16 protein-coding genes are annotated in these 15,402 nt (G+C 67.6%); 9 read left to right on the forward strand and 7 right to left on the reverse strand.

All coding sequences use genetic code 11. From position 1 onward, the window contains the following. Positions 1-15: 15 nt before the first annotated feature. Together CFB49_RS00965 and metF are read left to right on the forward strand one after the other, a co-directional pair. A complete protein-coding gene (locus CFB49_RS00965; RefSeq protein WP_011882923.1) occupies positions 16-369 on the forward strand; it encodes a phage holin family protein in 354 nt (117 codons plus the stop codon). Between the two features lie 34 nt (positions 370-403). Next, positions 404-1,234: a methylenetetrahydrofolate reductase [NAD(P)H] gene (metF, locus tag CFB49_RS00970; protein WP_050011827.1), complete on the forward strand. Its 831-nt coding sequence runs from the start codon at positions 404-406 to the stop codon at positions 1,232-1,234. A 105-nt stretch (positions 1,235-1,339) separates the two neighbouring features. Here the strand turns inward: metF and CFB49_RS00975 are convergent, their stop codons facing one another. Further along, positions 1,340-2,818 (reverse strand): amidase, encoded by a 1,479-nt coding sequence (locus CFB49_RS00975; protein ID WP_069618833.1) that lies wholly within the window; start codon positions 2,816-2,818, stop codon positions 1,340-1,342. Positions 2,819-2,899: 81 nt separating this feature from the next. Then, the gene (locus CFB49_RS00980; RefSeq protein ID WP_050011828.1) at positions 2,900-3,592 is read right to left on the reverse strand and encodes a dienelactone hydrolase family protein; all 693 of its coding nucleotides are present in this window, start codon (positions 3,590-3,592) and stop codon (positions 2,900-2,902) included. A gap of 221 nt (positions 3,593-3,813) precedes the next feature. On the opposite strand from CFB49_RS00980, the gene CFB49_RS00985 reads away from it, so the two are divergent. Continuing rightward, on the forward strand, positions 3,814-4,896 hold the full coding sequence (locus CFB49_RS00985; protein WP_089490555.1) for an NAD(P)H-dependent flavin oxidoreductase: 1,083 nt from the start codon (positions 3,814-3,816) through the stop codon (positions 4,894-4,896). A 438-nt stretch (positions 4,897-5,334) separates the two neighbouring features. Next, the gene (locus CFB49_RS00990; RefSeq protein WP_069618687.1) at positions 5,335-6,477 is read left to right on the forward strand and encodes a branched-chain amino acid ABC transporter substrate-binding protein; all 1,143 of its coding nucleotides are present in this window, start codon (positions 5,335-5,337) and stop codon (positions 6,475-6,477) included. A gap of 89 nt (positions 6,478-6,566) precedes the next feature. Here CFB49_RS00990 and CFB49_RS00995 read toward each other — a convergent pair whose 3' ends face one another. Further along, positions 6,567-7,679: an MFS transporter gene (locus CFB49_RS00995; RefSeq protein WP_282983355.1), complete on the reverse strand. Its 1,113-nt coding sequence runs from the start codon at positions 7,677-7,679 to the stop codon at positions 6,567-6,569. 344 nt (positions 7,680-8,023) lie between these two features. Between CFB49_RS00995 and CFB49_RS01000 the strand changes: the two genes are divergently transcribed. The 3 genes from CFB49_RS01000 to CFB49_RS01010 all read left to right on the forward strand — a co-directional run bounded on the left by CFB49_RS01000 (position 8,024) and on the right by CFB49_RS01010 (position 10,737). Further along, positions 8,024-8,683 (forward strand): HugZ family pyridoxamine 5'-phosphate oxidase, encoded by a 660-nt coding sequence (locus tag CFB49_RS01000; RefSeq protein WP_089490556.1) that lies wholly within the window; start codon positions 8,024-8,026, stop codon positions 8,681-8,683. A 359-nt stretch (positions 8,684-9,042) separates the two neighbouring features. Continuing rightward, a complete protein-coding gene (locus tag CFB49_RS01005; protein ID WP_034209561.1) occupies positions 9,043-9,336 on the forward strand; it encodes an H-NS histone family protein in 294 nt (97 codons plus the stop codon). Positions 9,337-9,579: 243 nt separating this feature from the next. Then, positions 9,580-10,737, forward strand: a complete 1,158-nt coding sequence (locus CFB49_RS01010) for a cation diffusion facilitator family transporter (RefSeq protein ID WP_069618684.1) — start codon at positions 9,580-9,582, stop codon at positions 10,735-10,737. 39 nt (positions 10,738-10,776) lie between these two features. On the opposite strand, the gene CFB49_RS01015 is transcribed toward CFB49_RS01010, so the two are convergent. From CFB49_RS01015 to CFB49_RS01025, 3 genes are all read right to left on the reverse strand, one after another. Further along, entirely contained in the window at positions 10,777-11,247 is a 471-nt protein-coding gene (locus CFB49_RS01015) for an Lrp/AsnC family transcriptional regulator (RefSeq protein ID WP_006477376.1), read from the reverse strand. A 79-nt stretch (positions 11,248-11,326) separates the two neighbouring features. Continuing rightward, the gene (locus tag CFB49_RS01020; RefSeq protein ID WP_069618683.1) at positions 11,327-11,986 is read right to left on the reverse strand and encodes an exonuclease; all 660 of its coding nucleotides are present in this window, start codon (positions 11,984-11,986) and stop codon (positions 11,327-11,329) included. Then, positions 11,983-12,627 (reverse strand): MBL fold metallo-hydrolase, encoded by a 645-nt coding sequence (locus tag CFB49_RS01025; RefSeq protein ID WP_069618682.1) that lies wholly within the window; start codon positions 12,625-12,627, stop codon positions 11,983-11,985. Before CFB49_RS01025 ends, CFB49_RS01020 begins: the two co-directional genes overlap by 4 nt. Positions 12,628-13,283: 656 nt before the next feature. Between CFB49_RS01025 and CFB49_RS01030 the strand changes: the two genes are divergently transcribed. After that, complete coding sequence (locus CFB49_RS01030) at positions 13,284-13,895, forward strand: septal ring lytic transglycosylase RlpA family protein (protein ID WP_069618681.1); 612 nt, start codon at positions 13,284-13,286, stop codon at positions 13,893-13,895. 102 nt (positions 13,896-13,997) lie between these two features. Here the strand turns inward: CFB49_RS01030 and rsmI are convergent, their stop codons facing one another. After that, complete coding sequence (rsmI, locus tag CFB49_RS01035) at positions 13,998-14,885, reverse strand: 16S rRNA (cytidine(1402)-2'-O)-methyltransferase (protein WP_089490557.1); 888 nt, start codon at positions 14,883-14,885, stop codon at positions 13,998-14,000. Between the two features lie 46 nt (positions 14,886-14,931). Between rsmI and CFB49_RS01040 the strand changes: the two genes are divergently transcribed. After that, complete coding sequence (locus CFB49_RS01040; RefSeq protein WP_179234847.1) at positions 14,932-15,360, forward strand: YraN family protein; 429 nt, start codon at positions 14,932-14,934, stop codon at positions 15,358-15,360. Positions 15,361-15,402: the final 42 nt, after the last annotated feature.

A 15,402-nucleotide genomic window follows, 5' to 3' on the forward strand; every position in this document is an offset into this window, starting at 1 on the left:
GAACCGGAGCCCTCCATGAGCGTCATCCTCACCTGGGTCATCAACGCGCTCGCGCTGCTGATCATCACGTACCTCGTGCCGTCGATCCACATCAAGAGCTTCGGCACCGCGCTGATCGTCGCGGTCGTGCTCGGGCTGATCAACACGGTGATCCGGCCGGTGCTGATCCTGCTGACGCTGCCCGTCACGATCGTCACGCTCGGGGTGTTCATCCTCGTCGTGAACGCGCTGTGCTTCTGGTTCGCGTCGTCGCTGCTGAAGGGCTTCGAGGTGTCGGGGTTCTGGTCCGCGTTCTTCGGTTCGATCCTGTACAGCATCGTGTCGTGGCTGCTGTCCGCCCTGATCTTCGGCCAGCGCGACATCGGCTGAACGCGGGCGGGCGCGGGCCCAACCCCATCGAATCATGAAACCGATCGAACTCTCGTTTGAATTCTTCCCGCCGAAGACGGCGGACGGCGTCGAAAAGCTGCGCGCCACGCGCGCGCAGCTGCTGCCGCTGAAGCCGAAATTCGTCTCCGTGACGTTCGGCGCCGGCGGCTCGACGCAGCAGGGCACGCTCGATACCGTGCTCGACATGCAGAAGGACGGCCTCGAGGCCGCGCCGCACCTGTCGTGCATCGGCTCGTCGCGCGACAGCCTGCGCGCGATCCTCGACCAGTACCGCTCGCACGGCATCCGGCACATCGTCGCGCTGCGCGGCGACCTGCCGTCGGGGATGGGCGAGGTCGGCGAGCTGCGCTATGCGTCCGAGCTCGTCAGCTTCATCCGCGCCGAGCATGGCGACTGGTTCCACATCGAAGTCGCCGGCTACCCGGAGTACCACCCGCAATCGCGCTCGCCGAAGGCCGATCTCGAGAACTTCGCGCGCAAGGTGAAGGCCGGCGCGAATTCCGCGATCACGCAGTACTTCTTCAACGCGGATGCGTATTTCCGCTTCGTCGACGACACGCGCAAGCTGGGCGTGGACGTGCCGATCGTGCCGGGCATCATGCCGATCACGAACTTCTCGCAGCTGATGCGCTTCTCCGAGATGTGCGGCGCCGAAGTGCCGCGCTGGGTCGCGCGCCGGCTCGAGAGCTTCGGCGATGATCGCGAGTCGATCCGCGCGTTCGGCGCGGACGTCGTCACGAGCCTGTGCCAGCGCCTGATCGACGCGGGCGTGCCGGGGCTGCACTTCTACACGCTGAACGCAGCGGTCGCGACGCGGACGATCTGCGAACGGCTCGCGGTGTAACGAGCGCCGTCACGCGGTTGCATGCGTGAAAGCCCCGCCGGTTTGCGCCGGCGGGGCTTTTTTATCGTGAAGCGCCGCGCATGCCGCGTGGCGCAAGCCGCCGAATCAGCGCTGCGCCTGCATCAGCGGCGGGCGGCGGTCGAACCACGGCCGCGCCTGTTCGAGCTGCCGCGCGAGCCGCAGCAGCAACGCGTCGTCGGCGTGGCGCGCGGCGAACTGCACGCCGATCGGCAGCCCGCGCGCATTCCAGTACAGCGGCACCGACATCGCCGGCTGGCCGGTCAGGTTGAACAGCTCGGTGCAGCCGGCCCACGCGAATGCCTTCTCCGACGATTTCGCGAGCATTTCCTTCAGCAGCGGCTTCACCGGCAGCGCGGCGAGCAGCTTCATCTGCGCGGATTCGAACGGCGTCGGCTGCAGTTCGCCGATCTTCACCGGCGGCCCCGCGAGCGATGCGCACAGGATCGCGTCGTAACGCGACACGAGACCGGCGACCTGCACGGTGAGCTGGCGCTGCCATTCGAGCACGTCCGGCAGCCGCGTGCGCGCGAGACGCCGGCCGACCACCGCCATCGCCCACGTCGCCGCCTCGAATTCGCCGCGCCGCGGCGTGCGGCCGGTCAGCGCGCGCGCGCCGAGCACCATGTCCTCGGCGATCGTCGCCCACAGCGTCAGGAAGGTTTCGGCCGCGCGCGCGTAGTCGATCGGCAGCGTCGCCGGCTCGACGTGATGGCCGAGCGATTCGAGCAGCGCGGCCGCGTCGTCGAGTGCCGCGCGCGTGTCGTCGGCGAGCGCCGGCGCGAGCATCGGATCGACGACGAGGCCGATCCGCAGCGGGCCGGGTGGCGTATCGAGCGCGCCGAGGAAGGTGCCGGGCGCGCCGGGCGGCAGTGTCTGGCCGGTCGTCACGTCGAGCAGCAGCGCACTGTCGCGCACGCTGCGCGACACCGCGTGCTGGACGACGAGTTCGCCGTTCGACGGCAGGTCGACGAGCACCGGGTTGCGGCTCGGCTTCAGCCCGAACAGCCCGCAGCACGACGCCGGAATGCGAATGGAGCCGCCGCCGTCGGATGCATGCGCGAGCGGCACGATGCCGGCCGCGACGGCCGCCGCCGCGCCGCCGCTCGACCCGCCGGGCGTGTGGTCGAGATTCCACGGGTTGCGGCACGCGCCGAACAGTTCCGGTTCCGTGTACGGCATCTGGCCGATCTCGGGCGTGTTGGTCTTGCCGAATACGTTCAGGCCAGCCGCGCGGCTGCGCGCGATCACCGGCGAATCGTCGGCCGGCACGAAGTACCGGTAGTGCCGGCTGCCCATCGACAGCGGCAGCCCGGCGACCGCCGCGCCGAGATCCTTGACGAGATACGGCACGCCCGCGAACGGCGCGTCGGCGCCGGGTTGGGGCGCGGCCGCCGCACGCGCGCGCGCGGCTTCGTAGTCCTGCAGCACGATCGCGTTGATCGCGCCGTTCACCGCTTCGGCCTGGCCGATCGCGGCGTCCAGCAGTTCGCGCGGGCTGGCGTGGCGGTCGCGCACGAGCGCGGCGAGGCCGATTGCGTCATGCGCGAGATAGTCCGAGTGCATCGCGGTCACCCCCGTTGTGACTCGTGGCGATGGTGCGAGCATAACGCGGGCCCGGCGTGGCGGGCCCGCGGCAGGGCCTGTTTAGAGATGCTCGGCGAGGAAGGTCAGCGTGCGGCCGTGCGCGAGCGCCGCGGCGCGCTGGTTGTACGAGGCGCGATCCGTGCAGTTGAAGCCGTGCTCGGCGCCCGGGTACACGTGGAACGACGCGTTGCCGCGGCCGGCGAATGCGGCTTTCACCTGGTCGACGGCCGTGAGCGGAATGCCGTGGTCGTTTTCCGCGTAGTGGAACAGGATCGGCTGCGTGACCTGGCCGGCGAGGTCCAGCGCGTTCTGGATGCCGCCGCCGTAATAGGCCACCGCCGCGTCCAGCTTGCCGGTCGCGGCCGCGCGATACGCGAGCTGGCCGCCGAAGCAGTAGCCGATCGCGGCGAGCTTGCCGGCCACTTCGGGGCGCGCGCGCAACGCGTCGGCCGCCGCGACGATGTCCGCGACCGCGAGACCCACGTCGGTCTTCTTCAGCAGCTCGATGCCCTTGTCGCGATCCGCGCCCTCGTAGGTCAGCTCGACGCGCGGCTGCGTGCGCCAGAACACGTCCGGCGCGAGCGCGACGAAGCCGTCGGCCGCGTACTGGTCGGCGACCGCGCGGATGTGCGCGTTCACGCCGAAGATCTCCTGGATGATGATGACGGCAGGGCCCTTGCCGCGCTTGGGCAGTGCGAGATAGCCGCCGAAGCTGTCGTTACCGGTCGGGATGTCGATCCATTGGGCAGTCACGTTCTGAACTCCTGGCGTGCGGGGTGCGCGAGGCGCCCCGAGGTGAAAAGAGGCGGCCTAGTGTGCCACCAATCGCCCGCTGCTGCAGCGCACGCGGGCACTTCTCGCGCAGCGATCGTTTCGATCTCGATTTTTCATTTTTCGGCGCCGCGCCGCTTCGATAGAGTCGATGCGTCGGCCTTTACAAAGCGCTTTCGCGCATCGTCATCGAAGGATTCGCCATGTCTGCCCGCTCGTTTTCCACCCCCTTTTCCGAACGCTTCGGCCTGCGCCTGCCGCTCGTGCAGGCGCCGATGGTCGGCGCGACCACGACCGCGATGGTCGCCGCCGCGTCGAATGCCGGTGCGCTCGGCAGCCTCGGCGCCGGCGCGCTCGCGCCCGAACGTATCGAGGCCGAAGTCGCCGCGATCCGCGCGGCGACCGGTCGTCCGTTCGCGATCAACCTGTTCGTGTTGCCCGATGAAGCCGCGCCCGACGCGGCGACCGTCGCGCGCGCGCTGGCGGCGATCGACCCGCTGAATGCCACGCTCGGCTTGCCGCCGGGCACGGCGCCCGCGCGCTACGCACCCGATTTCCGCGCGCAACTCGATGCGCTCGTCGCGCTGCGCGTGCCGGTCGCGAGCTTCACGTTCGGCGTGCTCGACGCGGCCGACGTCGCACGCCTGAAAGCCGCCGGCACCTATGTGATCGGCACCGCGACGCACGTGGCCGAAGGGCTCGCGTGGCAGGCGGCCGGCGCCGACGCGATCTCCGCGCAGGGCGCCGAGGCGGGCGGCCATCGCGGCACCTTCATCGGTGCCGCCGACGACGCGCTGATCGGCACGCTCGCGCTCGTTCCGCAGCTCGTCGACGCGACGGGCCTTCCGGTGCTGGCCGCGGGCGGCATCATGGACGGCCGCGGGATCGCGGCCGCGCTCGCGCTCGGCGCGCAGGCCGCGCAACTCGGTACCGCGTTCCTCACGTGCGCGGAAAGCGCGATCGCGGCGGACTGGAAGGCGCGCCTGCTCGCGAGCGCCGATACGTCGACGCAAGTGACGCGCGCGATCACCGGCCGTCACGCACGCGGGCTGCGCAACACGCTGATGGCGCGGCTCGGCGAGCACGCGGCCGACGTCCCACCGTATCCGGTGCAGAATGCACTGACCCAGCCGCTGCGCCAGGCGGCCGCGCGCGCGAACGACGGCGACTACCTGTCGCTGTGGGCCGGCCAGGGCGCGCCGCTCGCGCGGCGGCGCGGCGATGCGCTGACGACGTCGCAGCTGGTCGCCGCGCTCGATGCGGAATGGCGCGCATCGGCTGCCTGAACACCGTGTCCGCCGCTTGAACCGTCCATGTCGGGCGACGAAACGCGCGGGGGTGTCACGCGCGTTTCATTCAATGATCCAGGTCACAAAATACCGAATCGAAATACCCGCGCGAATCGATTGAGACAACCTTTCGACAGTGTGTCGAAATTAGCGGAAACCCTTATCCGCCGGGGCTTACAGCGCGATTCGAGACATCCTTCCAGCGCGCGCATATCGGTAGTGTTACCACTATCCTAAAAAAGTCCCACAAATTAATTTGATCACCTACACTTGCGCGCAAGTACGAGCGGGCGGCTGCTAAAAGCGGCGGTTTTCACGTGCTTGAGGCCAAGTGCATGAAGGATGCAACCGGCGAATCGTCCAGTGATTGCAAACACGGGGATGGCAGCGGGGCACCGGGCGATGGCGTTTTTTGGGACCGAACTGGAGACTTACATGAATATCAAGATGCAAAAGCTGTTGCCGATCACCGCAGCGGCAATGCTGTGCGCTGCAGCTGCAAGCAACGCGTCCGCCGATCAAGTCGTCAAGATCGGCCACGTCGCGCCGTTGACGGGCGGCATTGCACACCTGGGCAAGGACAACGAAAACGGCGCGCGTCTCGCAGTCGAGGAGATCAACGCCAAGGGTCTCACGATCGGCGGCCAGAAGATCACGCTGCAACTCGACCCGCAGGATGACGCCGCCGACCCGCGGCAGGCGACGCAGGTTGCGCAGAAGCTCGTCGACGACAAGGTCGTCGCGGTGGTCGGCCACCTGAACTCGGGCACGTCGATCCCGGCCTCGAAGATCTACAGCGACGCGGGCATCGTGCAGATCTCGCCGTCGGCGACCAACCCGGCCTACACGCAGCAAGGCTTCAAGACCACGTACCGCGTGGTGGCGACCGATGCGCAGCAGGGCCCGGCACTGGCGAACTACGCGCACTCGAAGGGCATCAAGAGCGTGGCGGTGGTCGACGATTCGACCGCGTACGGCCAGGGTCTCGCGAACGAGTTCGAGAAGAAGGCGAAGGCGCTCGGCCTGAAGGTGATGTCGCATGACGCGACGAACGACAAGGCGGTCGACTTCCGCGCGATTCTGACGAAGATCAAGGGCGAAAACCCGGACGCGATCATGTACGGCGGCATGGACGCCACCGGCGGCCCGTTCGCGAAACAGGCGAAGCAGCTCGGCCTGCGCGCGAAGATCTTCGCGGGCGACGGCGTGTGCACGGAAAAGCTGGCCGACCTGGCCGGCGACGCGACCGACAACATCGTGTGCTCGGAAGCCGGTGCCTCGCTCGAGAAGATGCCGGGCGGCGCAGCGTTCAAGGCGAAGTACGAGAAGCGCTTCGGCCAGCCGATCCAGATCTACGCACCGTTCACGTATGACGCCGTGTACATCATCGCCGACGCGATGAAGCGCGCGAACTCGACCGACACGGCGAAGATCCTCGCGGCGATGCCGGCGACGAAGTACACGGGCGTGATCGGCACGACGACCTTCGACTCGAAGGGCGACCTGCAGCACGGCGTGATTTCGCTGTACAACTACAAGAGCGGCAAGAAGTCGCTGCTCGACGAAGTGAAGATGTAACGCACCAGCGGTCGACAGAAGGGGTGAAAGCGCGCATGCGGCAACGCATGCGCGCTTTCTTTTTGGGCCCGGCTTGTGCCGCCGCGCCGTCAGATCTTCAGGTGTGCGAGCACCCGGGGTGCGACGAGCGCGACGAGCGCCGCGCACAGCGCGACGACCGACAGGCCGATCGTCAGGTTCGCGGCCTGTGCGACCGCGCCGATCACGACCGGACCGAACAGCAGTCCGAAATACGCGAGCCCGGCCACGTGCGCGAGCCCTTCGGCCGCGTGGATGCCCTTCACGCGCGCGGCGGCCGCGAACAGTACCGGCATCATGTTGGCCAGCCCGAGGCCCATCAGCGTGAAACCGGTCAGCACCGCGACCGGATTCGGCAGCAGCAGCGCGCCGATCATCCCCGCGCAGGCGAGCGACGCGCTCGCGAACACGAGCTGCGGCGCGCCGAAGCGGGCGCGCACCGCGTCGCCCGCGAAGCGCGCGATGGCCATCCCGCCGGAGAACGCCGCGTACGCGGCGCTCGCGAGCGCGGGGCTCGCCGCGACGACGTCGCGCATGTAGACGGTCGCCCAGTCGTACATCGCGCCTTCGGCGATCAGCGCGATCAGCGCGATGCCGCCGAGCATCCACAACGCGGGCGAGCGCCAGCGGTTGCCGCCGCCGTGCGCCTGTTCGTGGTGCGGCACGTGCGGCAGCACGGCCGGGCTCGCGGCCACGAGCACCGCGGCGCTCGCCGCCGCCGCGAGCGCGAGATGCGCGACCGGCGCCATGCCGGCCGACAGCAGCGCGCCGCCGGCCGCCGCGCCGGCCATCCCGCCGATGCTGAACATCCCGTGCAGCGACGACATGATCGGCTTGCCGAGCGCGATCTCGACCGCGCTGGCCTCGGCGTTCATCGCGACGTCGAGCGTCGCCATCGAGAAGCCGAACAGCGCGAGCACCACGAGCAGCATCCAGTAGTCGGGCACGACGAGGATCAGCGCCGCGCACGCGGACATCACGAGCCCGCCGGCGAGGCACGCGGTGCGCGAGCCGACGCGCGCGATCCAGCGCGCGATGGTCAGCATCGCGGCGATCGACCCGCCGGCGACCGCGAACAGCGCGATCGACAGCAACCCGGGGCTCAGCGCGAACTTGTCGCGCACGGTCGGCACGTGCACGCCCCACGACGCGTACATCATGCCGGCGACGAAGAACAGCGCCATCGACGCCGTGCGCGCGCGCTGGCGGGCCGGCAGCGGCAGCACGCGATGCGCGTCGGGCGGCGCGGCGAACGGGGACGGCGATTCGGAGGAAGAGGATTCGGACACGGGAAGGCTCGTCAGGAAAATGCGCGGGCGCACGCGGCGCCGTCGGATTTGTCCGATTCTATCGAACCGCTTACGATCCTGCCGGGCGATGGCCGTTCGGCCGATGCGCGAGCGATCGGGCCGTCCCGCGGCAGCGGCCCCGTGGCGCATTGGCCGTTTGGCCGATGCGCGGCGTGCGGCGCCCGCGGGTAACATCGAAACCCTGGCCGACGCGCCGCCTTTCGACCGCAGGAGTCACCTTGAACATCGATCCCGCCCTCGCCCTGCATCTGCTGCACCGCTGCACGTTCGGCACGCTCGCCACCCATGCGCGCGAACCGCAGGGCTTTCCGTATCCGACGGTCGTGCCGTTTGCACCCGATGCAAGCCATCGGCCGGTGATCCTGGTGAGCGGCCTGGCCGAGCACACGCGCAATCTCGCCGCCGATCCGCGTGCGGGTTTCCTCGTCGTCGACGCCAGCGACGGCGATGTGCTGAACGCCGAGCGCGCGACGCTGCTGGGCCGGTTCGCGCCGCTCGGCGACGATCCGCACGTCACCGCGCGTTACCTGCGCTACGAACCGGACGCCGCGCGCTATCTCGCGCTCGGCGATTTCGCGTTCTGGGCGCTCGAAATCGAGCGGCTGCGCCATATCGTCGGGTTCGGGCGGATGGGCTGGGTCGACGGCGCGCAGCTCGATGCGCTGCCGCCGCTCGCGTTCGACGACGAACGGGCGCTGTGGGCGGCATACGACGCGGGCGACGCACGCCGCGACGGGCTCGACCTGCTTGGCGTGGATCGCCATGGCGCGGACTGGCGATGCAACGGCCGCCGCGTGCGCACGCCGTTCGACGCGCCGTCGGCCGACATCGGTGCGCTGCGCGAACAACTGATCGCCGGCGCAACGGATGTGACGTGACGTCACGGGTCAGTGATTTGTTCGTTTAGCAAACCGCGTCATGCGGTTTTCGCGAAACTATCGTCCGATGAAAGCTTTGTTTTTTTGAATGCAGGGTAATTGCGTATGTTGAAAGACCTAATAGCCAATCGCTAATGTCCTAATCTCTATGGAGGAGCGTAAAAATTTGAGAAAAGGCCGCGGCCGGTCAAAATGACATGTACGAATTTCAATTGACCTCGGGATTTTCATGAATCCCGCTTCTATCAAATCTTTTTTGTGCTAATCTCTGCCTTCAAAAATCCGAGGCACATATATTTCATGAATGGTGAGCTGGCTGCAGACCGGCGCCATTGGTCAGATAGATAGAAAGGGAAACTATGTCTTCTTACAAGGACCTGCTGGCCCAGCGGGAGAAGCTGGAGAAGCAAATCGAAGAAGCGAAGTCGCGTGAATACGCTGAAGTGCTGAATGACGTGAAGCAGAAAATTGCCGACTACGGCTTTTCGCTCGCCGAACTCGGCCTCAGCCGCGCGAAGGCCGGCAAGGTCGGTCGTCCGCGCGCAGGCGTGGCGGCCAAGTACCGCGATCCGGAAACGGGCGCGACGTGGTCGGGGCGTGGCAAGCCGCCGCGCTGGATCGCCGGCAAGAACCGCGACCAGTTTGCGATTTAAACGTTCGTTTAGGTTGCCCGCTCTTCGAAAGAGCCGCGTGTCCGTCGAGGAGCGCGGCTTTTTTGTTTTCCGGACACCGGCGGGCCCGGCCGCGCCGTCATGAAACTGTAAGCATGTCGAGTGAATGAAAATGCGACACGTTCGCATAAGCGATTGATTTAAATGAGAAATTTGTGGGTATTGGAAGGGCTTGCGGGGCGCCTTTGATAGAATTGCGTACCGCACACCGATATCTCATATTTCATGTCCACGTTTTCCGGCGACGCGCAGAGCGCAGATAAGCACGCTGTTGCGCGCAAGAGCACGCTCGTCAGTATTGTCCTCAATGTCGTACTTGCGACATTTCAGATCGTCGTCGGTGTGATTGCGCATTCGCAAGCATTGATTGCGGACGGTGTGCATTCGATTTCCGATTTGATCTCGGATTTTGTCGTGCTGGTTGCGAATCGGCACAGCGGCGCATCGCCGGATGCCGACCACAATTACGGCCATAGCCGCTACGAGACGGTCGCATCGCTGTTTCTCGGCGCGATCCTGATCGCGGTCGGGATCGGCATGCTCTGGCGTGCCGGCGACCGCCTCGTTAATCTCGAAAACATTCCGGCCGTGCATTTTTCCGCGCTGATCGTTGCGCTGACGGTGCTCGTGTCGAAGGAAGCGCTGTTTCGCTACATGCTGCGCGAAGCGCGGCGCGTGCGCTCCGCGATGCTCGTCGCCAACGCATGGCATGCGCGTTCGGATGCGGCGTCGTCGCTCGTCGTCGCGATCGGCATCGTCGGCAGCCTGGCCGGTGTGCGGCTGCTCGACCCGATCGCGGCGGCGATCGTCGGCTTCATGGTCGCGCGCATGGGCTGGACGTTCGGCTATGACGCGTTGCAGGACCTCTCCGACCGCGCGCTCGACACGGCCGACACGGCCGAGATTCGCGCGTTGCTCGTCGCGACGCCCGGCGTGCGCGACGTGCACGACCTGCGCACGCGCAAGATGGGCGATGCCGCGCTCGTGGACGCGCACATCCTCGTCGATCCGAAGATCTCCGTCTCCGAAGGGCACTACATCGCCGAGACCGCGCGGGCGCGCGTGCTGTCCGACCCGCGCGTGCTCGATGCGCTGATCCATGTCGATCCGGAGAACGATGCGGCGCGCCGTCCGGCGCTCGCGCTGCCGCCGCGCGGGGAGCTCGCGGCACGGCTCGAGGCCGCGCTCGCGCAGCGCGGGCTGCATGCGGCGGCGATCAACCTGCATTACCTGAGTACCGGGCTCGAGGTCGACGTGACGCTCGACGGCGACCCGCGCGACACCGATGCGGCGCTCGCCGGCCGGCTCGACATCGACACGCTGAAGCGTGAGTTCGGCGCGCGCCGGATCGGCTTCACGCGCACGCTGCCCGTGCAGACGTGACGGCCGCGAACGCGGCCCGCCGCAGGGCAGGTCCGCGCGTTACAGCGGCAGTTGCGTGTCGAACTTGATTTCGCGCAGCACGACGCTCGTGCGCACCTGCGACACGGCGGGGATCTTGAAGATGCGTTCGTGCAGGAACACGTCGTAGGCCTTGATGTCCGGCGCGACGATCTTGAGGATGTAATCGGCTTCGCCGGTCGTGCTGTAGCACTCGGTGACTTCCGGGCAGGTCGCGATCTCGCGCTCGAACTGCTCGACGCCGCCTTCGTTGTGCCGCGTCAGGTGCACATGCGCGAGCGCGCAGACGTGCAGGCCGAGTTTCTCTCGATCGAGCAGCGCGGTGTAGCGCTGGATCACGCCCGACTGTTCCATGTCCTTGATGCGGCGCCAGCACGGCGTGCTCGACAGCCCGACCTGGTCGGAGATTTCCTGAACGGAGCGGCGCGCGTCGAGCTGCAACAGGCGAAGGATTTTTTGCGAAAAGGAATCGAGCGTCACCTGCGCCTCCATGCGGCAGCTACAACACGCTGAATGTTAGAGGGCCGGGGAAGGAAAGGCAATCTGGCGACGCGCCGTTGAGCGAGATTCGCTAATTTGCTCGCGGATCCGTGGGATTTTGTCCCGCCCCCGCGCTTTCCGACCGATCGGTATCCGACACCGCCAGGCCCGCCAGCGCGGCCTGCTGCCGACGCAGGTCGGCGAGCATGTTGCAGAACAGCGCGCCTTGCTCGATCGCGTCGTCGAGCGCGACGTGCGTGTGCGGATGATCGTCGAACCAGTGCTTCGGAAAGCGCGGCTTGATCGCCTTGCGGTACGGCAGGCCCGTCATCGCGAACGCGAGCGTCTTGATGTCGAGCGCCGACCACGAGAACGGGCAGCGCCCCGCGAACCGCATCATGTACCAGAACATGAACGTGAAATCGAAGCCGGCCGGCATCGCGACGAACACCGGCTTGCCGGGCAGCGCCTCGACCCATTCGACGTAGGCGACCAGCGCCGCGTCGGGCGCCTGCAGGTCGCGCCGGCAGGCGGCCCAGGCTTCCGGCTCGGTCTTCCACCACGCTTCCTGCACCGGGTGCGCGTGCGCGCCCGGCAGCGTCTCGAGGTTCGCGGAGAACGTCGCGATCAGCTGCTTGTCCTCGGTATAGGCGGCCGACGCGAAGCTCAGCATCGAATGCGGGCCGGGAATCGGGCCGTCGGCTTCGACGTCGGTGCTGACGTAAATCTCCGGGATGGCGGTCTGGTTCATCCGAACACCTTGTCGGACACGAACGGGTTCGTGCGGCGCTCGTCGCCGAACGTCGACACCGGGCCGTGACCGGGCACGAACGTGACGTCGTCGCCGAGCGGCCACAGCTTTTCCTTGATCGAACGGACGAGATCCTCGTGATTGCCGCGCGGGAAATCGGTCCGGCCGATCGAGCCCGCGAACAGCACGTCGCCGACGATCGCGAGGCGATGCGCGCGGCTGAAGAACACGACGTGGCCGGGCGTGTGGCCCGGGCAGTGATAGACCTCGAGCGTCTCGTCGCCGAACCGCACGGTGTCGCCGTCGTTCAGCCAGTGGTCGGGCTCGAACACGTCGGCGGCCGGAAAGCCGAAGCGCTCGCTCTGCGTCGGCAGCTTCTCGATCCAGAAGCGCTCTTCTTCCTGCGGCCCCTCGATCGGCACGCCGTAGCGCGTCGCGAGCGTCTTCGCGCCCGCGCAGTGATCGATGTGCCCGTGCGTGAGCAGCACCTTCTCGACCTGCACGTTCTGCCGCGCGACTTCCTGTTCGATCCGGTCGAGATCGCCGCCCGGATCGACGACGGCGGCGCGGCCCGTCTTCTCGCAGACGAGCAGCGAGCAGTTCTGCTGGAACGGCGTGACCGGAATGAGCGTGACTTTCATGGAGGCACCGGCGGCTAAAAGGAGCGATTGTACCGGTCGCGCGCGCGGCCTGCCGGGCGTGCGATGCATGCCGCGGCACGCGGATCAGGGCATTCCCGGAGCATGCCGATTGTTACAACCATAGCGAGAATCAATGGCCCGCCGGGGGCCCTTTTCGAGACAAGGTTTTGATTTATGTATAATGCGCCCCATTGCGCGTGAATTTCACGCCATTCGCTGGTGTATCGGCCCCGTTAAACGAGGCGTCCGATTCACCGTCAAGCATCAGCCGCCGGGGAGTCCGGCGGTGTATCCAGCACCGAGCAGTCGGTGCTCACGTCTTGTCCGGCCGGGTGCTGCGCGCCCGCCTGCGGCCCTGCTGCCGCGCCGCCGGATGAGGCCTGTGCCGCCGTTCCTGTGCGTTGGTCGTAGCGACGCGCGCGAACGTGGAGCCATGTTCGATGGCGGCATGTGGGGTCTGGTCAGGCTGTTGGGGACAGGTTGCGCCAGACGTGAAAGCTAATCAGGACGGTTGCGGCCTAGACGAACGCCGCGCCCATGCTAGCCGCCTGCTCGCATTCGAGCGGGGCGTGCACGCATTTGCCGTCCGGGCCGCTGTGTCTGCGTTGTGAAGCAGCGTTGTATCGATGCGGCCCGAACCAGAAGGCGACACGTCGATGAATTTACGTTTTCCGAGCCGATTCGGAACCATTGCATTGTTTTTTGCGCTGACGGGCTGTGCGGTGCCATCCAGCCAGACCACCGGCAGCGTGAGCCAGAAGAAGGCGGTCGACAAGACCGCCGCTGCCGCGAAGGCGGACGACGACAAGCAGCCGCTCAATTTCGATTCCGCGCTGGCATCGATGCCGGCTGCCGACAGCAAGGACGCGAAGAAGTCGTCGCTGGCGGACGCCGAGCCGATCGACGGCAAGGATGTGTCCGATTTCCGCCAGAGCGGCCGCGCATCGTGGTACGGGCGGGATTTCCACGGCCGCCGCACCGCGAACGGCGAACGCTTCAACATGAACGCGTTCACCGCCGCGCACCGCACGCTGCCGCTGTCGTCGTACATCAAGGTGACGAACGCATCGACCGGCAAGTGGGTCGTCGTGAAGGTCAACGATCGCGGGCCGTTCAAGCGCGGCCGCGTGCTCGACCTGTCGTATGCGGCGGCCAAGGTGATCGGCCTCGTGCACGCCGGCACGGGCCGCGTGAAGATCGAAGGGCTGTCGCCGCGGGAAGCGCGCGAGGCGCGTGACGAAATGTTCGCGTCGATCTCGGCGAAGTAACGCGGCGCAACAATCCGGCGTAACCACCCGGCGGCTCGTCCGCTCATGCGCAAAGGGCTGCCTTCCGGCAGCCCTTTGTCGTTTCCGCGCGGTGTCGTCGCGTCAGTCTTCCTTGCCTTCCTTCAGCACGAGCGCACGTGCATACAGCATGTTGCGCGATGCGCCCGTCAGCGCGGCCGCGAGCTTGGCCGCGCTCTTTACCGGCACCTCTTCCAGCAACAGCCTGAGCAATGCGTCGTGCGCGGTGTCGTCGGCTTCGCCGCTTGTCGCCGGCGCGCCTTCGACGACCAGCACGAACTCGCCGCGCTGCCGGTTCGCATCGCCGGCGAGCCAGCTCTGTCCTTCGGCCAGGGTGCCCTGGAACAACTGCTCGTGTAGCTTGGTGAGTTCGCGCGCGATCAGCAGCCGGCGCGCGGGGCCGAATGCGTCGGCGAGCGCGTCGACCGTTTCGGCGATCCGGTGCGGCGCTTCGTAGAACACCAGCGCGTACGGGTGCGACGCCAGCGCCTGCAGCGCGGTCGCGCGCTGTTTCGCCTTCGGCGGCAGGAAGCCCGCGAACGTGAACGCGCCGGCCCAGTCGCCGGCCACGCTCAGCGCGGCCACGGCCGCGCTCGCGCCCGGCAGCGGAATCACCGCGAACCCGGCCGCGCGCACGGCGTCGACGAGCCGCGCGCCGGGGTCCGAGATGCCCGGCGTGCCGGCGTCCGACACGTAGGCCACGCGTTCGCCGCCACGCAGCAGTTCGATCACGCGCTGCGCGGCCTCGCGTTCGTTGTGCTCGTGCACGGCCACGAGCGGTTTCGAGATCCCGTAGCGGGCGAGCAGCTGGCCCGTGTTGCGGGTGTCTTCGGCCGCGATGCGGTCGGCGAGGCCGAGCACGTGCAGCGCGCGCAGCGTGATGTCGGCCGTATTGCCGATCGGCGTGGCGACCACGTAGAGCGCGGCGTCCGGGTAGTGCTGCGTACGCGCGAGTTCGAGGAGGGCAGTCATGGCAGGCAATGCACGCAATCGCGGCACGAGCGGAACAAGGACGGCATTGTGCCACGCGGCGCCGGCGCGGCCGGATGGCGCGCGCGGTCGGCCGCGTTCGGGCGACAACTTTTCCGGCGCGGCGCGATCCAAACCGGTCGGCGCCGCGTTCGAGCAGCGCGCGCGGCAGTTTCTCGAGCGCCGCGGCCTCGCGTTCGTCGCCGCGAACGTGACGATGCGCGGCGGCGAGCTCGATCTCGTGATGCGCGAGCCCGACGGCATGCTCGTGTTCGTCGAAGTGCGCGCGCGGCGCAGCACCCGGCATGGCGGCGCGGCCGCGAGCGTCGGCTGGCGCAAGCGGCGGCGTCTGGTCGCGGCCGCGCTGCAGTTCTGGTCGCGGCACGGCGGCGGCGCCGCGTGCCGTTTCGACGTCGTCGCGTTCGAGGCCGGACGGCTTGCGTGGCTGCGCGACGCATTTCGTACCGACGATGCATAGCCGCGAGCTGTGACGAGATGTAAAGAGTTCTCGCCGGACCCC

Origin of the sequence: Burkholderia sp. AU17457, from assembly GCF_002223255.1 — a bacterium.
GTDB classification, from domain to species: Bacteria; Pseudomonadota; Gammaproteobacteria; order Burkholderiales; family Burkholderiaceae; genus Burkholderia; species Burkholderia sola.